At 73.2% G+C, this 19,663-nt stretch carries 14 protein-coding genes; 4 read left to right on the forward strand and 10 right to left on the reverse strand.

What is annotated here, in order from left to right; all coding sequences use genetic code 11:
* Positions 1-4: 4 nt before the first annotated feature.
* Genes IE106_RS05470 through IE106_RS05480 form a run of 3 tightly spaced genes read right to left on the reverse strand, consistent with a single transcriptional unit; the run spans position 5 to position 3,730 of the window.
* The gene (locus tag IE106_RS05470; protein WP_189530384.1) at positions 5-919 is read right to left on the reverse strand and encodes a carbohydrate ABC transporter permease; all 915 of its coding nucleotides are present in this window, start codon (positions 917-919) and stop codon (positions 5-7) included.
* The gene (locus IE106_RS05475) at positions 919-2,010 is read right to left on the reverse strand and encodes an ABC transporter permease (RefSeq protein ID WP_373295905.1); all 1,092 of its coding nucleotides are present in this window, start codon (positions 2,008-2,010) and stop codon (positions 919-921) included. Before IE106_RS05475 ends, IE106_RS05470 begins: the two co-directional genes overlap by 1 nt.
* Positions 2,011-2,035: 25 nt before the next feature.
* The gene (locus tag IE106_RS05480; protein WP_189530386.1) at positions 2,036-3,730 is read right to left on the reverse strand and encodes an extracellular solute-binding protein; all 1,695 of its coding nucleotides are present in this window, start codon (positions 3,728-3,730) and stop codon (positions 2,036-2,038) included.
* Between the two features lie 354 nt (positions 3,731-4,084).
* Here IE106_RS05480 and IE106_RS05485 point away from each other — a divergent pair, with 354 nt between their 5' ends.
* Positions 4,085-6,940 (forward strand): glycoside hydrolase family 3 C-terminal domain-containing protein, encoded by a 2,856-nt coding sequence (locus tag IE106_RS05485; protein WP_189530388.1) that lies wholly within the window; start codon positions 4,085-4,087, stop codon positions 6,938-6,940.
* Positions 6,941-7,052: 112 nt separating this feature from the next.
* A complete protein-coding gene (locus IE106_RS05490) occupies positions 7,053-9,251 on the forward strand; it encodes a SpoIIE family protein phosphatase (protein WP_373295906.1) in 2,199 nt (732 codons plus the stop codon).
* 106 nt (positions 9,252-9,357) lie between these two features.
* Here the strand turns inward: IE106_RS05490 and IE106_RS05495 are convergent, their stop codons facing one another.
* The 7 genes from IE106_RS05495 to IE106_RS05525 all read right to left on the reverse strand — a co-directional run bounded on the left by IE106_RS05495 (position 9,358) and on the right by IE106_RS05525 (position 17,781).
* A complete protein-coding gene (locus IE106_RS05495) occupies positions 9,358-10,509 on the reverse strand; it encodes an aldose epimerase family protein (protein ID WP_189530389.1) in 1,152 nt (383 codons plus the stop codon).
* 41 nt (positions 10,510-10,550) lie between these two features.
* Positions 10,551-11,783: a multiple monosaccharide ABC transporter permease gene (gene mmsB / locus IE106_RS05500; RefSeq protein WP_189530390.1), complete on the reverse strand. Its 1,233-nt coding sequence runs from the start codon at positions 11,781-11,783 to the stop codon at positions 10,551-10,553.
* A gap of 9 nt (positions 11,784-11,792) precedes the next feature.
* On the reverse strand, positions 11,793-13,355 hold the full coding sequence (gene mmsA, locus IE106_RS05505; protein WP_444545527.1) for a multiple monosaccharide ABC transporter ATP-binding protein: 1,563 nt from the start codon (positions 13,353-13,355) through the stop codon (positions 11,793-11,795).
* Positions 13,352-14,470, reverse strand: coding sequence for a multiple monosaccharide ABC transporter substrate-binding protein (chvE, locus tag IE106_RS05510; RefSeq protein ID WP_189530391.1), 1,119 nt, complete (start codon positions 14,468-14,470; stop codon positions 13,352-13,354). Before chvE ends, mmsA begins: the two co-directional genes overlap by 4 nt.
* A gap of 3 nt (positions 14,471-14,473) precedes the next feature.
* Complete coding sequence (locus IE106_RS05515) at positions 14,474-15,442, reverse strand: hypothetical protein (protein WP_189530392.1); 969 nt, start codon at positions 15,440-15,442, stop codon at positions 14,474-14,476.
* Between the two features lie 126 nt (positions 15,443-15,568).
* Entirely contained in the window at positions 15,569-16,621 is a 1,053-nt protein-coding gene (locus tag IE106_RS05520; RefSeq protein ID WP_189530393.1) for a zinc-dependent alcohol dehydrogenase, read from the reverse strand.
* Entirely contained in the window at positions 16,618-17,781 is a 1,164-nt protein-coding gene (locus IE106_RS05525) for a mandelate racemase/muconate lactonizing enzyme family protein (protein WP_189530394.1), read from the reverse strand. The genes IE106_RS05520 and IE106_RS05525 overlap by 4 nt, the downstream gene beginning before the upstream one ends.
* Positions 17,782-18,025: 244 nt before the next feature.
* On the opposite strand from IE106_RS05525, the gene IE106_RS05530 reads away from it, so the two are divergent.
* The gene (locus tag IE106_RS05530) at positions 18,026-18,796 is read left to right on the forward strand and encodes an IclR family transcriptional regulator (RefSeq protein ID WP_189530395.1); all 771 of its coding nucleotides are present in this window, start codon (positions 18,026-18,028) and stop codon (positions 18,794-18,796) included.
* The gene (locus IE106_RS05535; RefSeq protein ID WP_229840066.1) at positions 18,793-19,647 is read left to right on the forward strand and encodes an SMP-30/gluconolactonase/LRE family protein; all 855 of its coding nucleotides are present in this window, start codon (positions 18,793-18,795) and stop codon (positions 19,645-19,647) included. Before IE106_RS05530 ends, IE106_RS05535 begins: the two co-directional genes overlap by 4 nt.
* Positions 19,648-19,663: the final 16 nt, after the last annotated feature.

The following is a 19,663-nucleotide window of genomic DNA, read 5'->3' on the forward strand; positions in this document are numbered from 1 at the left end:
CGGCTCAGCCCTTCACCGCGCCGGTCAGCATCCCCTTCTTGAAGTGCTTCTGGACGAACGGCGAGGCGATCGCGACCGGGACCAGCGCCATCACCATGACGGCCATCTGCACGGAGAGCGGCGACAGCTGGTTGGTCCTGATCATCTGGGCCAGACCGGTCGGGGGCTCCTGCTTCTGCACGATCTGGATCATGACGTTCTGCAGCGGCATCATGTCCTGGTCGGTGAGGTAGATGGAGGCGTTGAACCACGCGCTCCAGTACCCGACGGCGTAGAACAGCGCGATCACCGCGATCACCGCGCGGGACAGCGGCATGACGATCTGCCACAGGATCCGGAAGTCGCCGGCGCCGTCGATGCGCGCGCTGTCGATCAGCTCCTGCGAGATGTTCATGAAGAACGCCCGCAGCACCAGGATGTTGAAGACGCTCACCGCGCTCGGCAGGATCAGCGCCAGGTACGTGTCGGTCAGGCCCAGCGCCTGCACCAGCAGGTACGTCGGGATCAGCCCGGCGCCGAAGAACATCGTCGCCAGCAGCGTCATCAGGATCCAGCGGTGCCCCGTCGACCCGGACCGCGACAGCCCGTAGGCGCACAGCACCGACACGGCCATGCTGAACAGCGTGCCGACCACGGTCACGCCCACGCTGACCAGCGCGGCCCGCTGCACCTGGCCGCCGCCCAACAGCTCCTGGTACGCGACGAAGGTGATGTCCTTCGGGATGACGACGAGGCCGCCGGCCTCGGTGATCGCCTGACGGGACGACAGGCTGGTGACGATCACGATCCACAGCGGGAACAGGATCGCCAGGCACGCCCCGGCGAGCACGATCCCCTTGGCGGCGAGCCCCGCCCTGCGGGGCTCCTCCTCCCACACGGGGCGGGGCGGGGCCGCCCATCCCCTGCGCAGTGACGGCATCACTTCTTGTACACCCCCTGCTCGCCCATGAGATGGGCGACCTTGTTCGCCGCGAGGACCAGTCCCAGCCCGACGACACCCTTGACGAGGCCCGCGGCGGCGGCGTAGCCGAAGTCCTGGTTGCGGATGCCGTTCCACCACACGTACGTGTCCAGCACCTCCGCCGCGTCCGGGCCGACCGCGTCCCGTTGCAGCAGCAGCTGCTCGAAGCCCACCGTCAGCGCGTCGCCGACGCGCAGCACCAGCAGCAGGGCGATCACCGGGCGCAGCGCGGGCAGCGTCACGTGCCACATCCGCCGCCACCGCCCGGCGCCGTCCATCGCGGCCGCCTCGTACAGGTCCTGGCTGACCGCGGACAGCGCGGCGAGGAACACGATGATGCCCCAGCCGGCGTCCTTCCAGATGCCCTCGGAGGTCACCAGGAACTTGAAGATCCCCGGGTCGGTCATCAGGTCGAAGCCCTCGACGCCGTGCTCGCGCAGCGTCTGCGCGATGATGCCGGCGCCGCCGAAGATCTGCTGGAAGACGGTGATGACCAGGACCCAGGAGAAGAAGTGCGGCAGGTACATGATCGCCTGGGCGACCGCCCGCACCCGCGGCCGGACGATGCTGTTGATCAGCAGCGCCAGCACGATCGGCACCGGGAAGAACAGCACCAGCTGGAGGAGGAACAGCACCAGGGTGTTCTCCACCGCCCGCCAGAACGCCGAGTCGGAGAAGATCCGCTCGAAGTTCTCGAGCCCGATCCACGGGCTCTCCAGCATGGCGACGAAGCCGTTCTCGCTGAGGTACGGGTCGTAGTCCTGGAAGGCGACCACGTTGCCCAGCACGGGGACGTAGGTGAAGACCAGGACCAGCAGCAGGGCCGGGAGCGTCATCAGGACGAGCGTCCGGTCCCGCCGGAACCTGGTCCGCAGGCTCACCCTCCCCTCCTTGCCGGCCGCCTTCCCGGCGGCGCGGCGCCTCCCCGGCGGGGCCCCGGCTCCCGCCGTCCCGGCGGGGCCGCTCCCGGGGCCGCGGGACGGCGCCCCTGCCGGTGCGGCGCCGTCCCGGGTGGGCTGGGCGCCCGGGACCGTGCTGTGCTGCGACACGGTTCTCTCCTCGCGCGTCGGCGTGTCAGTTCGCGGCGGAGCCCGCGTCGTCCAGGAGCTTGCGGTACCAGTCGCGCAACTGGTCGCCGCCCTTGCTCCGCCACTCCGACACGGCCTGCTGGACGTCGCTCACCTTCTTGCGGCCGCGCACGACGTCGTCCTCCAACTGCTCGAAGTCGTCCGCGAGGTTGGTCCAGCGGTTGGGCTCGGTGACCGTCAGCCCGTAGAAGGCGGTCTTCTTCGTGAAGGCGCCCATCCGCTGCTGCCACTCGACCTGCGCCTTGACGATGTCGGGGCGGTCGGGGTGCGCGAGGTAGGAGGCCGGGTCGCCGAGCAGGTCGAACGCGCCCGTCACCTGGAGGTGGCCGGTGTCGTTCTTGACCGGCATGCCCTTCTGCACCGTGTGGTGGGTGCCCTCGACGCCGTAGTCGGTGAGCAGGCGCTCCTTCGTGCCGTACGGCGCCGCGCAGAAGTTGGCGACGGCCAGGAAGTCCCGGACGACCGCCTCGGACGCCTGCTTGCTGACGAAGGCGAAGATGTTCGCCGGCTGCTGGGCGTAGAGCCTCGGCGCCGACCCGTCGTGGCCGAAGACGTCCATGCCGGCCATCGCGAAGTCGGGGTTCTGCGTGGCCTGTTCGATGCTCTTCACGTACCAGTGAGACAGGTCGTTGTTGTAGACGAGGACCTGGCCGGCCGTGAACCGGTTGCCGGAGTCGCCCTGGTTCTGCGCCTTGGCGTCGGGGTGCACGACGTTCGCCGCGTACAGCTTCCGGACCCACTCCAGGGCCTCGAGGTACTCCTCGGTCTCGACCCGGTTGACGAGCTTGCCGTCGACCATGTCCCACCACAGCGCCTTGTCGCTTCCGGGGAAGACCCCGAAGGCGTTGAACGCGGTCCACTTCATGTCGTCGCAGGCCCACACCTTCGCCTTGGCGCTGGTGGCCTCCTTCGCCCAGCCCAGGAACTCGTCGGCGCTCCTGGGCACCTGGTAGCCGCGCTGCTCGAAGACGTCCCGCCGGTAGTACGGCACGATGTTGATGACGTAGGAGGCGGGCATCGGGACGCCGCGCAGCGCGCCGCCGAAGATGGACCGCTGCCAGGCGTCGGTGGGGACGGCCGCCAGGTTCGGGTACTCCTTGACCTTGTCGCCCGAGAGGTACGGGCCGAGGTCGGCGAACTTGGCGTTGACCGCGCTGGGGATCTTGCCGGTGAGGTTCCAGCCCGGCACGACCACGACGTCCGGTATCTCGCTGGAGGCCAGTACGGCGCCGAGCTTCTCGTCGTAGGTGTTGCCGTCCTGGTTCTGCCACTGCGTCCGCACGCCGATGGCCTCGTCCATCGCCCGGTACCAGGGGTTGTCGCTCTTCGGCGGTGAACCCCACAGCGGCGCCATGACCTTGACGGTGCCGCCCTTGCCGAGCTTCCGGGGCACGGAGGCCTTCAGCCGCGCCGTCGCGATGGCGGTGGTGAACCCGGCGGAGGACCCGTTCTTCGCCGGGATGTCGGGCTTGACGATGTCCTGCGGCACGTACGTCGGGAGGATCCTGGCGGCGTCCTTGCCCGAGGTGGCGCCGTCCTTCCGCTCGCTCTGCCCGTCCCCGCCGCAGGCGGCGAGCAGGGGCGCCCCGCCCGCCACCGCGGCGGCGACGACCGCCGTCGAGGACAGGAAGCTCCTCCGGCTGGGGCCGGAGGAGCGGGGGGAGGGGGAGTTCGGCGTCATTGCGTCAACCCTTCGTGGCGCGCCAGGACACCCGGCGGCGTCCGCCGGTCGGCTGCGGTGTCTGAGACGGAACGTACGGAACTGGCTGATCCGAAGCGTCCACCGACACAGCCGAAGCCGGTCGTGCCGTTCAGTCGAAGCGCTTCGATGTTGCTGCGAGGTTAAGTGAACGCAACCGGGCGCACAAGGGTGGTCGGCAAGATTCGTCGAAGCGGTGGTTTGTCTTGTCAACCCTGCGGTGGATGGACGCAATCCAGATGTTGCCGTGGTGTGTCTTGACACCCGTCGGGGAGGCAACCGAGCATCGAAGCGCTTCGAAAGATCGCTCCTGGACATCCGCAAGGGGAACCCCACGTGACCGCAGACCGGCTGCCTTTCCGCGACCCGCAGCTGCCGTTCGGCAAGCGCGTCGACGACCTGCTCGGGCGGCTCACGCTCGACGAGCGCATCGCGCTGCTCCACCAGTTCGCGCCCGCCGTGGACCGCCTGGGCGTGCCCGCGTTCCGCACCGGCCAGGAGGCCCTGCACGGCGTCGCCTGGATGGGCCCGGCCACCGTCTTCCCCCAGGCCGTCGGCCTCGGTGCCACCTGGAACGAGGACCTCGTCCGCCGCGTCGGCGAGGCCGTGTCCACCGAGGTGCGGGCGATGCGCGCCCGCGACGACCGCGTCGGCCTCAACGTCTGGGCGCCCACCGTCAACCTCCTGCGCCACCCCCTGTGGGGCCGCGGCGAGGAGGGCTACTCCGAGGACCCCGCCCTCACCTCCGCCATCGCCACCGCCTACACCCGCGGCCTGCGCGGCGACCACCCCGTGTACTGGCGCACCGCCCCGGTCCTCAAGCACTGGCTCGCCCACAACAACGAGACCGACCGCGACACCGCCTCCGCCTCCGTGCGCCCCCGCGTGCTGCACGAGTACGACCTGCGGGCCTTCCGCACCGCCGTCGAGGCGGGCGCCGTCGCCGGCGTCATGCCCGCCTACAACCTGGTCAACGGCCGCCCCAACCACGTCTCGCCCTACCTGCGCGAGCACCTGCGCACCTGGACCGACCGGGAGCTCCTCGTCTGCTCCGACGCGGGCGCGCCCAGCAACCTCGTCGACTCCGAGCACTACTTCGACACCCACGAGGAGGCCACCGCCGCCGCCCTGCGGGCCGGCGTCGACAGCTTCACCGACCACGGCACCGACGGCTCGAAGACCACCGCCCGGGTGCGCGGCGCCCTCGACCGCGGCCTCCTGGAGGAGTCCGACGTCGACACCGCCGTGCGCCGCCAGCTCCACGTCCGCCTCGCGCTCGGCGAGTTCGACCCGGACCTCGACCCGTACGCCGGCACGGACGCCTTCGACACCGCCGAGCACCGCGCCCTCGCCCTGGAGGCCGCCGAGCAGGCCGTCGTCCTCCTCGCCAACGACGGCCTCCTGCCCTTGGACCCGGACGCCGGACAACGCGTCGCCGTCGTCGGCCCGCTCGCCGACGAGTGCAAGCTTGACTGGTACAGCGGCACCCTCATCCACCGCTCCAGCCCCCTCGACGGGCTCCGCGACCGCTTCGGCGCCGACCGCGTCACCCACGCCGAGGGCGCCGACGTGGTGCGCCTGCGCTGCGCCGCCGGCCTCCTGCGCGTACCCGACGGCGGCGGCACCGCGGGGACGGCCGCGCGCGGCGCCGAGGGCGCCCTGGATCCGGCCCTGCTCGCCGGGCGCACCGACCTGCCGCCGCTCACCGTCGACGGGCGGGGCACCGAGTTCGCCCTCACCGACTGGGGCGGCGGCGTGCTCACGCTGCGGGCCCCCGACGGGCACTACCTCTCCGTCGCGGACGACCGCCGCGTACGGGCCTCCGCGGACCAGCCGGGCGGCTGGGTCGTGCAGGAGACGTTCCGGCTCGAACCGCACGACGGCGGACACCTCCTTCGGCACCTGGGAACGGGGGGTCACGTCTCCGTCGCCGCCGACGGCGTGAAGGTTGCCGCCGACGGCGAGGGGGCCCCGGCCGTCTTCGCCGTCGAGACCGTCCGCCGCGGCGCGGACGAGGTCGCGGCCGCCGCCGGGGCCGCCGACGTCGTCGTCGTCGTCGCCGGCAACGACCCGCACATCAACGGCCGCGAGACCGAGGACCGCACCACGCTCGCCCTGCCCGAGGCGCAGGACCGGCTCTGGCGCGCCGCCCGCGCCGCCAACCCCCGCACCGTCCTGGTCCTCGCCTCCTCCTACCCGTACGCGGTCCCGGACGCCGCCGCCGAACTGCCCGCCCTGCTGTGGACCGCCCACGGCGGGCAGGCCGCCGGCACCGCGCTGGCCCGCGTCCTCGCCGGCGACGTCTCCCCGGCCGGCCGGCTGCCCCAGACCTGGTACGCCGCCGACGCCGACCTGCCCGACCTGTTCGACTACGACGTCATCGGCGGGCGCCAGACCTACCTCTACTTCGACGGCCGTCCGCTGTTCCCGTTCGGGCACGGCCTGACGTACACGGCGTTCACCTACGCCGACCTCGCCGCGGAGCGCCGCGGCGACACGGTCCGCGTCGCGTTCACCGTCGCCAACACCGGTCCCGCCGCCTCCGACGAGGTCGCCCAGGTGTACGCCCGCGCCGTCGACCCGGCCGTCCCGCGGCCGCACCGCGAGCTCGTCGCCCACCGCCGCGTCCACCTCGCCTCCGGCGCCCGGGAGCGGCTGGAGTTCGAGGTGCCGCTCTGCGCGCTGGGCTTCTGGGACGTCGCCCACGGCCGCTGGACGGTGGCGCCGGGGACGTACGCCTTCGAGGCCGCCGCGTCCAGCGCCGACGTCCGGCTCACCGGCACGGTGGAGGTCACCGGGCCCGCGCCCGCCCCCCGGCCCGTCCTGGAGCGCGGCCTGGACGCCGCCGACTACGACGAGCAGCGGGGCACGCGGATCGCCGACCGGAGCCGGGTCTCGGGCGACTGCGTCACCCCGGCCGGCGAGGGGGCGGGCGAGCTGCTGTTCCGCGCGTGTGACCTCGGCGCCGGGGCCGCGTCCGCCGCCCTGGAGGTGTCCGGCACCGGCGCGGTCACCCTCGCCCTCGGCGACGGCACGCCCCTGGCGTCCGCCGACGTCGCGGTGCCGGGCGGCCCGTACGCCTACACGCGGGTCCACGTCCCGGTCGAGGCGGCCGGCGTGCGGGACCTGCGGATCGGCCTGACCGGCACGGTGCGGCTCGCCACCGTCGCCTTCACCCGCGCGGAGTCCTGACCGCCGGCCGGTCGCGCCGCGGACCGGTCCCGCCCGGCGCCGCCCACCCCGCCCCGCCTCCTGCCGCGGCCGCCGGACTGCGGCCCGGGGGCGGGCGGGGCAGGCTGGATGGGTGGAGCGCAGCGCGGGGCAGGAGACCGGTGAGCTGGGCGCCGCCCTGGCCGCCGTCATGGAGGACACCGGCGCTTCCGTCGGCATGCTCTACCTGCTGCCGCCCGGGGACCGCGCCCTGCGCCTCGCCGTGCTCAGCGGCGCCCCCCTGGGCGTGGCGGCGCACTGGACGCGGGTCGGGCCCGGCGACCCGCTCCCGGTCGCGGACGCCGTGGCCGAGCGGCGCGCGGTGTGGGTCGGCGACCAGGAGGAGATGGCCCGCCGCTACCCGCGCCCGGGCCTCGTCCTGCCCTACCGCTTCGCCCTGGGCGCCTTCCCGATCACCACCGGCACCACCGTCTGGGGCGGCCTCGTCGTCCTGTGGCCCGGCCACCACCCGCCCGCCCTGCCGGAGGCCGAGGAACGGGCGGTACGGGCCGGCACCGACCGGATGGCCGCCGTGCTGGAGCGCGCGGCGGCCGCCGGGACGCCCCTGCAGCCCCCGCGGCCGCCCCTGGTCGTCCACCCGCGGCCGCCCGCACCCGAACCGCACCAGGCGGCGGCCGCCGCCGCCTTCGCCGACCGCCTGCCCGGCGGCAGCTGCGCCCTGGACCTGGACGGCCGGATCACCTTCGTCACGCGGGGCGCCGCCGAGCTGCTCGGGGTCCCCGTGCCCCGCCTCCTGGGCACCCTGCCGTGGGAGGCGCTGCCCTGGATGGACGTCCCGACCGCCGAGGACCGCTACCGCGCGGCCGTCGTCAGCCGGGAGCCGACCGCGTTCACCGCCGTACGCCCGCCCGGCCGCCGGCTCCGCTTCCACCTCCACCCCGACACCACCGGCGTCAGCGTCCGCATCACCCCCGCCCCCGGCGACCCCGACGGCGGGCCGGGGACGGGGGAGGGGGCCGCCCCGGCCGACGCCGCGTACGACCCCGCCCCGGAGGCCGGAACCGTCCCGGAGGGCGGGATCGTCGGCCGCGCGGGCGCCCTCTACCACCTGGTGCACCTCGCGGCCACGCTCACCGAGGCCGTGAGCGTCCAGGACGTCGCCGAGCAGACGGCCGAGCAGATGACCCCGGCGCTCGGCGCCCGGTCCCTCGCCCTCCTCCTGGCCGAGGACGGCCGGCTGCGGCTGGTCGGCGAGAGCGGCTGCGACCCGGAACTCGCCGCGTGCCTCCACTCCGTCCCGCTGACCTCCGACTCCCCGGTCGTCCGGGTCCTCGTCGGCCGCACGCCCCTCTTCTTCAACGACGCGCGGGAGCTGCACCGCGTCTGCCCCGGAGCCGTGCCCCCGTCGGCCGGGGAGGCGTGGGCCTTCCTGCCGCTCGTCGCCTCCGGCCGCCCCGTCGGCTCCCTCGTCGTCGGCTACGCGCGCCCCCGCGCCCTCGGCTCCGCCGCGCGCGCCATCCTCACCTCGCTCGCCGGACTCGTCGCCCAGGCCATGGACCGCGCACGCCTGTACGACGTCAAGCACGACCTCGCCCACAGCCTCCAGGCGGCGCTGCTGCCGCACAGCCTGCCGCGCGTGCCGGGCCTCGACATCGCGGCCCGCTACCTGCCCGCGGGCGTCGGCGTGGGCATCGGAGGGGACTTCTACGACGTCATCCGGCTCGGCGAGACCACCGCGGCCGTGGCCATCGGCGACGTCCAGGGCCACAACGTCGACGCCGCCGCCCTCATGGGCCAGGTCCGCACCGCCGTCCACGCCACCGCGGGCGCGCCGCCCGGCGAGGTGCTCGCCCGCACCAACCGCCTGCTGATCGACCTCGACCCGGGCCTGTTCACCAGCTGCCTCTACGCCCACCTCGACCTGGCCCGGCACCGTGCCGTGATCGCCACCGCCGGGCACCCGCCGCCGCTGTGCCGCCGCCCCGACGGGACCACCGGCACTCTCGACGTGCCGCCCGGCCTCGTCCTCGGCATCGACCCGGCGGCCACCTACCCGGCCACCGAACTGCCCCTGGAACCCGGCACCCTCCTGGCCCTCTACACGGACGGGCTGGTCGAGGTCCCCGGCGTCGGGTTCGACGAGGCCGTCGACGAGCTCGCCCACCGGCTCGCCCGCGGTGACGCCCGCCACATGGACGCCCTCGCCGACGCCCTGGTGGGGCACGCCCAGCGCTCCGCGCCCCGCAACGACGACATCGCCCTCGTCGTCCTCCGCACCCACGACGCGGCCGACGCGGCGGCCGACGCGGCCGGCGCGCCCCGGGAGGGGTGAGGACGCCCGCCGCGGCCCGGCCGGCGGCTCCCCGCACCGCGGCACACGGCGCGGCACGGGCACCGGTGCGGCGCCCGTGCCGCGGCACGTCATCCGGTGAAGCGGCTCACCGGGCCGAGAAGCGGTGCACGGTCGTCGACCGGTACGTCTCGCCCGGCCGCAGCACCGTCGACGGGAAGTCCGGCTTGTTCGGCGAGTCCGGGAAGTGCTGGGTCTCCAGGCACAGCCCGTCGCCCTGCCGGTAGGTGCGCCCCGACGGCCCGGACAGCGTGCCGTCGAGGAAGTTCCCCGAGTAGAACTGCAGGCCCGGCTCGGTCGTCGTGATCCGCAGGGTCCGGCCCGACCCGGGGTCGCGCAGCGTCGCCGCGTACCCGGGGGCGCGGGTGGTGCCCTTGTCGAGGACCCAGTTGTGGTCGTACCCCTGCGCGCCGACCAGCTGCGGGTGGGCGGTGCGGATGTCGCGGCCGATCGGCTTGCCGTGCCGGAAGTCGAAGGGCGTGCCCGCCACCCCCGCCAGCTCCCCGGTCGGGATCAGCGTCGCGTCGGTCGGCGTGTAGCGGGACGCGGCGAGCCGCAGCTCGTGGCCGAGGACGTCGCCGGAGCCCTCGCCGGCGAGGTTGAAGTACGTGTGGTTGGTCAGGTTGACGACGGTGGGCCGGTCGGTGGTGGCCGCGTAGTCGATCCGCCAGTCGCCGTCCCCGGTCAGGGTGTACGTGACGGTCGTGGCGAGCCGGCCCGGGTGGCCCATCTCGCCGTCGGCGCTCACGTACCGCAGCACCAGGCCGACCCCGGCGGGGGAGCGGAACGGCTCCACGTCCCACACCCGCTTGTCGAAGCCGGCCGCCCCGCCGTGCAGGCTGTTCGGCCCGTCGTTCACCGACAGCCGGTACTCGCGCCCGTCCAGGGTGTAGCGGCCGCCGCCGATCCGGTTGCCGTACCGGCCGATGAGCGCCCCGAAGTACGGGCTGGACGCCACGTAGTCCTCGAGCCGGTCGAAGCCCAGCGACACGTTGGCGTACCGGCCGCGCCGGTCCGGTACCTCCAGCGACTGGACGATGCCGCCGTACGACAGCACCCGCATGCGCGTGCCGCCGTTCTCCAGCGTCCAGCGGTGGACCGGCGTGCCGTCGGCGAGGGTGCCGAAGAGTTCCTTCACGGGTGCTCCGCCTTCCTTCGCGTGGGCGGTGCCCGGGGCGGCGACCGCGGTGAGGCCCGCGGCGGCGGCCGCCGCCAGGACGGTGCGTCTGCTCGTTTCCATTGCGGCTCCTTGGGACGGGGGGATGGCCGGCGGCCGGGAGGTCACTTGCCGGCCTTGCGCTTGTTCCAGACGTCGAACCCGACCGCGGCCAGCAGCACCAGGCCCTTGATGACCTGCTGGTAGTCCGTGCCGATGCCGACCAGGGACATGCCGTTGTTGAGCACGCCCAGCACCAGGCCGCCGATGACGGCGCCCATCACCGTGCCGACGCCGCCGCTCATGGACGCGCCGCCGATGAACGCCGCGGCGATCGCCTCCAGTTCGAAGTTGAGGCCGGCCTGCGGGGTGCCCGCGTTGAGGCGCGCCGCGTACACGCAGCCCGCCAGGGCGGCGAGGACGCCCATGTTGACGAAGACGAGGAAGGTGACCCGCTTGTCCTTGACGCCGGACAGCTTCGCCGCGGCCTTGTTGCCGCCGAGCGCGTACACGTGGCGGCCGACGACGGCGTTGCGCATCACGTACCCGAGGCCGATGAGCAGCGCGCACATGATGAGCATCACGACCGGCACGCCGTGGAACGACGCCAGCGTCAGCGTGGACGCCACCACGGCGGCGGTGATCGCCACGCACTTCAGCGCCCACACGCCGGCCGGCACCACGTCCAGCTCGTAGGCGAGCTGCCGCCGGCGGTCCCGCCACTCCCGCAGCAGCAGGAACACGAGGGCGACCAGGCCGAGGAACAGCGTCGGGTTGTGGTACTGCGTGTACGGGCCCATCTCCGGGATGAACCCCTTGGCGAGGTTCTGGAAGCCCTCCGGGAACGGCGCGATCGACTGGCCCTCCAGCACGATCTGCGTCAGGCCGCGGAACAGCAGCATGCCGGCGAGCGTCACGATGAACGAGGGGATGCCGAGGTACGCGATGAAGTACCCCTGCCAGGCGCCCGCGAGCGCGCCGACGAGCAGCGAGAGGATCAGCGCCGGCACCCACGGCATGTCGTGTTTGACCATCATCACCGCCGACAGGGCGCCCACGAAGGCGACGAGCGAGCCGACGGACAGGTCGATGTGCCCGGCGATGATGACGATCATCATGCCCATGGCGAGGATGAGGATGTAGCTGTTCTGCTGGATCAGGTTGGAGACGTTGTTCGGCAGCAGCAGCGTGCCGTCGGTCCACACCTGGAACAGCACGACGATGAACGCGAGCGCGATCAGCATGCCGTACTGCCGCATGTTGCCGCGCAGCCCCCGCAGGAGCACCTCGCGCGTCGACGGCTGCGCGGACGACGGCCCGGGCGCCGCGTCCTTCGGGGAAGTGGTCGTGGTGGTCATGGCGGGGCCTCAGCTTCTGTTCATGGTCATCTGACGCATCAGGACTTCCTGGGTGGCGTCGGCGCGGTCGACCTCACCGGTCAGCCGGCCCTCGGCCATCGTGTAGATCCGGTCGCACATCCCGAGCAGCTCGGGCAGTTCGGAGGAGATGAACAGCACCGCCTTGCCCTGCGCCGCCAGCCGGTCGATGACGGTGTAGATCTCGTACTTGGCGCCGACGTCGATGCCGCGCGTCGGCTCGTCGAGGATCAGCACCTCGGGGTCGGCGTGGATCCACTTGCTGAGGACGACCTTCTGCTGGTTGCCGCCGGACAACCGCCCCACCTGCTCGAACACCGTCGGCGCCTTGATGTTCATGGTGGTGCGGTACCGCTCCGCGACCCGCCGCTCGTGGTGCTCGTCGACGACGCCGCGCCGCCGCATCCCGGGCAGCGACGCCAGGGAGATGTTGCGGTTGACGTTGTCGATGAGGTTGAGGCCGTACTGCTTGCGGTCCTCGGTGACGTACGCGATCCCGGCGGCGACCGCCGCGGGCACCGTCCGCGTCGCCACCTCCCGGCCGCCGACCTCCACGGTCCCCGAGACGTACCGGCCGTAGGAGCGGCCGAACACGGACATCGCCAGCTCCGTGCGGCCCGCGCCCATCAGCCCGGCGATGCCCACGATCTCCCCGCGGCGCACCGTCAGCGACACGTCGTCGACGACCGTCCGCTGCTGGTCCACCGGGTGCCGCACCGTCCACCCGCGCACCGCGAGCGCGACCTCCCCGGCGTCCTCGCCGGTGTACCGGCTCCGCTCGGGGAACCGCTGGTCGAGGTCGCGGCCCACCATGCCGCGGATGATCCGGTCCTCGGAGAGTTCCGGCTCGTCCCCCGGCGACTCGCGTACGGTCAGCGTCTCGATGGTGCGCCCGTCGCGCAGGATCGTCACCGCGTCCGCGATCCGCCGCACCTCGTTCAGCTTGTGCGAGATGATGATGCTCGCGATGCCCTGCTCCCGCAGCTCCAGGATGAGCTCCAGCAGCTTGGCGCTGTCCTCGTCGTTCAGCGCGGCCGTCGGCTCGTCCAGGATGAGCAGCCGCACCTCCTTCGACAGCGCCTTGGCGATCTCCACGAGCTGCTGCTTGCCGACGCCCAGCTCCGAGACCGGCGTCTGCGGGTTCTCGGCGAGGCCGACCCGCCGCAGCAGCCGGCCCGCCTCGCGCAGCGTCTCGTTCCAGTCGACGATGCCGCGCGAGGCGCGCTCGTTGCCGAGGAAGATGTTCTCGGCGATCGACAGGTACGGCACCAGCGCCAGCTCCTGGTGGATGATGACGACGCCGCGCCGCTCGCTGGCCCGGATGTCGCGGAACGCCACGGGCTCGCCCTCGAAGAGGACCTCCCCCTCGTACGAGCCGTGCGGGTGGACGCCGCTGAGGACCTTCATCAGCGTCGACTTGCCCGCCCCGTTCTCGCCGCAGACGGCGTGGATCTCCCCGGCCCGCACCGTCAGGTTCACCTCGGAGAGCGCGGTGACGCCGGGGAACGTCTTGGTGATCCCGCGCATCTCCAGGACCGGCCGGCCGGCGCTCACTTCAGCTGCCCGGCGGTGAAGTAGCCCTCGTCGACGAGGAGCCCGGTGTTGGTCCGGTCGATGCTGACCGGGTCCAGGAGGAAGGACGGCACGATCTTCTTGCCGTTGTGGTAGTCCTTCGTGTTGTTGACCTGGGGCTTGCGCCCGTTCAGCACCGCGTCGCCCATCTCCACGGCCTTCGCGGCGAGTTCGCGGGTGTCCTTGAACACCGTCTGCGTCTGCTCGCCCCGGATGACGGACTTCACCGACGCCAGCTCCGCGTCCTGCCCGGTGACCACGGGCAGCGGCTGGGCCGCCGTGCCGTACCCGGCGCTCTTGAGGGCGGAGATGATGCCGATCGAGATCCCGTCGTACGGGGAGAGCACCGCGTCGACCCGGGCGTCGCCGTAGTTCTTGCTGATCAGGTCGTCCATGCGCTTCTGCGCGGTGCCGCCGTCCCAGCGCAGCGTCGTCACCTGGTTCAGCCGCGTCTGCCCGCTGCGCACCACCAGCTGCCCGCTGTCCAGGTAGGGCTTCAGCACCTTGACGGCGCCGTTCCAGAAGTACTTGGTGTTGTTGTCGTCCGGGGAGCCGGCGAACAGCTCGATGTGGTGCGGGCGCCCCGCGCCCTTCGCCGGCTCGCCGAGTTTCAGCTTGTCGACGATGTAGCGGGCCTGGAGCTCGCCCACCCGCTCGTTGTCGAACGAGGCGTAGTAGTCGACGTGCTCGCTGCCCATGATCAGCCGGTCGTAGGAGATCACCGGGATGCCGGCGTCCTCCGCCCGCTGGAGCACCTCGGTGAGCGCCGAGCCGTCGATGGCGGCGACCACCAGCAGCCGCCGGCCCTTGGTGATCATGTTCTCGATCTGGGCGATCTGGTTCTCGACCTTGTCGTCGCCGTACTGCAGGTCGGTCTCGTAGCCGGCCTTCCGGAACTGCTTCGCCATGTTCTCGCCGTCGGCTATCCACCGCTCCGACGCCTTGGTCGGCATGGCCAGGCCGATGGTGCCGCCCTTGCCGGCCGGCGGCTTGTAGCGGCTGCCGCCCCGGGCCTCCTGGCCGCAGGCGGTGAGCGAGACGGTGAGCAGGGCCGCCGCGAGGGCGGCGCCCGCGACGCGGGCTGTGCGGGTGCGCATGGGTCAGTCACCTTCCGGGACGGAGAAACGCCTCAGGTCGCCCGGGAGCCGTGAACCGAGCGGCGACATGCCGCCGTCCGCGCCGTGCCGGGCCAGCAGGTCCAGGACCAGGCGCCCGCGCCGGACCCGTTCCCGCGCGGTGGCGAGGGTCGTGTCGCGGAGCTGGGCGCCGTACGGGTAGATGCCGGGGGACCGGCTCAGCCCGAACTTCAGGTACAGCGGCGCGCCGCGCCGGATCAGCTCGGCCGCCTCGTACATCCGGATGTAGCCGCCGAGGTCGTCGGGGGCCTCCACGTACATGTCCATGGGGGCGCGGCTGACACGGCGGATCTCGGTCAGGTGCGCGAGCGTCAGGTCCGAGGGGACGTTGAGGGAGTCGGCTCCCAGCCGCTCGTACACGGCGTACGAGGCCGGGTTGACCGGCCCGGTCAGCGCGGACAGCTTGAACGTGGTGTCCGCCGGCAGCGTGCCGGACGCGCGCAGCCGGTGCAGCGTCCACAGCACCCCCTCGTCGGCGACGAGCAGGCAGCGCACGCCCAGCGCGGTGGCGCGCAGCGCGTCCTCCACGCATCCGGCGAGCGCGTCGTGGCCGCGGGCGCGCAGCCCGGCGCCGCCCGAGTCGGTGCGGGTGGCCGCGCCGATGTCCCAGGTGCCGCGCGGCCCGGTGAACAGGCACAGTTCGACGTCCCGTTCCGCGCAGGACTCCACCATCTCGGTGATCTCGGCGTCGGTGAGCATCCACACGCCGCTGCCCTGGCTGATCCGGTGGACGGGGACGTCGAGCCGGGCGCTCTCCTTCATCACGACCGCGAGCGCCTCGGGGCCCTCGACGGACGGGATCTCGGTGCGCCACACCCCGCCGTCGGGGAAGGTGTGCGGGGACGCGTCGGCCGGGTCGGGGTCGGGGGAGGGATGGCCGATGCGGGCGAGGGCATCGGCGCCCGGGCGGCGGGGTGCGGACGGGGAGGTCACAGGACTCCTCGGGGATCGGTCGAATCCATAGCTGTTCGAAATTTCGTACGACATTCGGATCTTGGGGTGTGCGGCGGCGCGGGGGCCGTCGGGCGCGCCCCGCGCCGCCGCACGTGTCGGGGCCGGTCAGGGGCGCAGCAGCACCTTCCCGGCCTTCGGGTCGCCGCTGCCCACCAGCGCGACCGCTTCGGCGAACCGCTCCAGCGGGAACTCGTGGGTGACCAGCGGCGCCGGGTCCAGCAGGCCGAGCGCGAAGGCCCGTACCGCGTCCGCCCACGCCGCCGACGACGCGCCGAAGACGCTGCGGATCTCCAGCTGGCTCACCGACAGGTGCACCGGGTCGATCCCGGTCGCGCCCGCCGAGAACATCCCGGTCAGCACCACCCGGCCGCCCCGCCGCGCCAGCAGGCACGACGACGCCGCAGTGGAGGGTGCCCCGGCCGTCTCCACGACCAGGTCGAACCGCCCGTGCAGCGCCTCGGCGTCCTGGGGCGTCAGGGCGTCGGTGGCCCCGAACCGCAGCGCCGCGCCGGCGCGCGCCGCCCGCGGGTCGACCACCACCAGCTCCGCCGGCGAGGAGGCGGCCAGCAGCTGCACGGCCAGCAGCCCCAGGGTGCCCGCGCCCACCACGGCCACGCGCTCCGTGGGGCGCGGCCGGCCCGCGCGCACCGCGGCCGCGCTCACCGCGGCCGGCTCCAGCAGTGCCGCGGCCCGCAGGTCGGCGTCGTCGGGCAGCGGGTGCAGCAGCCGCGCGGGCACCGTCAGGTGGTCGGCGAACGCGCCTGGCTCGGTGAACCCCGTCTCGGCGTACCCGCCGGTGCACAGGCTCGTCTCCCCGCACCGGCACCGCTCGCACGTCCCGCACGACCGGAACCCCTCGGCGACCGTCCGCCGGCCCACCAGCGCGGGGTCCACCCCGGCGCCCACGGCCTCCACCGTCCCGGCCCACTCGTGACCGGGCGTCACCGGGTAGCGGACGTAGCCGGGGGCGCGGTGGCCGTCGAGCACCTCGCGGTCGCTCATGCAGATCCCGGCCGCCGCGACCCGGACCAGCACCTCGCCGGGCCCCGGCACCGGCACCTCCCGCTCGACCAGCCGGTGGACGCCCGGCCGGTCGATGACCACGGACCGGCCGACGGCGCCCGCCGGCCGGTCCGCGGCGTCGGGCGTCGGGCTCACCTGGCGCCCTTCGGGGCGCGCTTCTCCCAGCCCTCGGCCCACAGGTCGAACCGGGCCTGCTGCTGCGGGAACTCCGCCGCCGCGTCCACGTCCAGCTCCACGCCGAGGCCGGGTGCGTGCGACACCTCGAAGCAGCCGGTCTCGGGGTCCACCTGCGGCGCGCCCTTGACCACCTTCTTGATCTCCGCGTCCGCGAAGTCGTTGAAGTGCTCCAGGATCTTGAAGTTGGGCGTGCAGGCGGCCAGTTGGAGCGAGGCCGCGGTCAGCACGCTGCCGCCCACGTTGTGCGGGGCGACCAGCATGTAGTGGGTCTCGGCGGTCGCCGCCAGCTTGCGGGTCTCCAGGATGCCGCCGATGTGCCCGAGGTCCGGCTGGATGATGTCGACGGCCTGCGACTCGAACAGCTCGCGGAACTCGATCCGGTCGTGGATCCGCTCTCCCGTCGCCACCGGCAGGTCCACCTTGTCGGCGAACTTCTTCAGCGCCTTCAGGTTCTCCGGCGGCACCGGCTCCTCCAGCCACGCCGGCCGGTACGGCGCCAGCTCCCGGGCCAGGCGCACGGCGGTGGCGGGGCTGAACCGGCCGTGCATCTCCAGCATCAGCTCGGCGTCCGGCCCGATCGCGTCCCGCACCGCCTCGATCAGCGAGACCGCGTACCGGGTCTGCTCGGCGTCCAGTTCGAGGTGGCCGGTGCCGAACGGGTCGATCTTCAGCGCCCGGTAGCCGCGCGCCATGACCCCCTGGGCGGCCTTGTGGTAGGCCTCCGGGGTCCGCTCCGTCGTGTACCAGCCGTTCGCGTACGCCTTGACCCGGTCCGTGACCTTGCCGCCCAGCAGCTGCCAGACCGGGACGCCCAGCGCCTTGCCCTTGATGTCCCAGCAGGCCATCTCCACGACGGCGATGCCGGACATGACGATCTCGCCGGCCCGGCCGTAGTCACCGTACTTCATCCGCCGGACGAGGTCCTCGACGGCGAACGGGTCGGACCCCGCGATGTGGTTGGCCTCCGCCTCCCGCAGGTAGCCGACGAGGGCGTCGGTGTGGCCCAGCATGCGGGTCTCGCCGACGCCGGTCAGGCCCTCGTCGGTGTGGACGAGCACGTAGGTGAGATTGCGCCAGGGGGTCCCGACGACATGAGTGGTGATTCCCGTGATGCGCACGGTAGTTGCCCCTAGAGTCCGTTCGATACGTTGGGTGTGTTCGGTATTTCGTCACACGTTCGAAATCGTGGCGTGACCGTAATCAGCCCCCGCCCGGGGTGTCAATGGTTCACGCGTCCCCCGCTCGGCGGACCGCGTTCCGGCGGTCCCGTCCCGCCCATTGCCCGCGAAGGAACCGCTGAGTAGCCTGTGTTCGTCATACCGGCCACTGGCCGGGGTTTCGAACGAAGGGGTGGGTGGCCTCATGGGACGACTGGTTCCCGCGGTGACCAGGGCGCTCGACATTCTGGAGCTCTTCCTCGACGGAGACGGCACGCTCTCCGCACCGGAGATCACCCGCAGGCTGCAACTGCCCCGCACCACCGTGCACGAGCTCGTCACCACGCTCGCCGCCCGCTCCTACCTCGTGCCCCTCCCCGAGCAGCCCGGCCGCTACCGCCTCGGCGTCCGCGCGTACCAGCTCGGCAGCCGCTACGCCGAGCAGCTCGACCTCGCCGCCGAGGGCCAGCGCGTCGCCCGCGAGGTCGCCGAGACCTGCGACGAGACCGTCCACGTCGCCATCCTGGAGGACCTGGACGTCATCTACATCGCCAAGGTCGACTCCACGCACGCGGTGCGCATGGTGTCCGCCGCCGGCCGCCGGCTCCCCGCCCACTGCACCTCCGTCGGCAAGATGCTGCTCGCGTCGCTCTCCCAGGACGAGTTCGACGCCCGCGTCGAGGGGCACGACCTCGTCGCCATGACCCCCGACAGCCTCACCGACCCCGACGACCTGCGCGCCGCCCTCGACACCGTCCGGGAGCGCGGCATCGCCACCGAGCACCGCGAGTCCAACCCCGACGTCAGCTGCGTCGCCGCGCCCGTGCGCGACGGCGCCGGCCGGGTCGTCGCCGCCCTGTCCATCTCCGTCCCCATGATCCGCTGGAGCGAGGAGCGCGAGGCCGAACTCGCCGAACTGGCCGCCAAGGGCGCCGCCGACCTCTCCGCCCGCCTCGGCCACCGGGGCACCCGGTGAGCCGCCCCGTCCGCGTCGAGGTCGCCGTGCGGGAGACCGCGCGGCTCGGCGAGGGCCCCACCTGGGACCCGGCCGCCGACCGCCTCGTCTGGGTCGACGTCCTCGGCTCCCGCCTCCACACCTACGCCCCCGCCGACGGCCGCCGCACGGTCATGCTCACCGCCCAGCACGTCGGCGCCGCCAAGCCCCGCGCCGGCGGCGGACACGTCGTCAACCTCCGTGACGGCATAGGGCTGTACGACCCCGACGGCACGTTCCGCTGGCTCCTCCACGACCCCGTCGACGGCCGCCGCGGCAACGACGCCGCGGTCGCCCCCGACGGCAGCCTGTGGGCCGGCACCATGCGCTACGACGAGGCACCCGGCGGCGGCGCCCTCACCCGGATCGCCCCGGACGGCACGGCCACCACGCTCCTGCCCGAGGTGACCGTCAGCAACGGAACCGGCTGGAGCCCCGACGGCGGCCTCGTCTACTACGTCGACACCCCCACGCGCCGCATCGAAGTCCTGCGCACCGACGGCGGGCACGTCGTCGACCGCCGCCCGCTGGCCACCGTGGAAGCCGGCGCGGGCTTCCCCGACGGGCTCACCGTCGACGCGGACGGCTGCGTCTGGGTCGCCCTCTGGGACGGCGCCGCCCTCCGCCGCTACACCCCGGACGGCCGGCTCGACCGGACCGTCCCCCTGCCCGTACGCCGCCCCACCGCCTGCGCGTTCGGCGGTCCGGGCCTGCGGGACCTGTACGTCACGACCGCCCGCACCGGCCTCGACCGCCCGCACCCGCTGAGCGGTTCGCTGCTGGTCCTGCCGGACGCGGGACAGGGACGCGAGGGCCACGCGTTCGCGGGATGATCACGGCTTGCTAATA

It is taken from the genome of Streptomyces roseolilacinus (assembly GCF_014649335.1).
GTDB classification, from domain to species: domain Bacteria; phylum Actinomycetota; class Actinomycetes; order Streptomycetales; family Streptomycetaceae; genus Streptomyces; species Streptomyces roseolilacinus.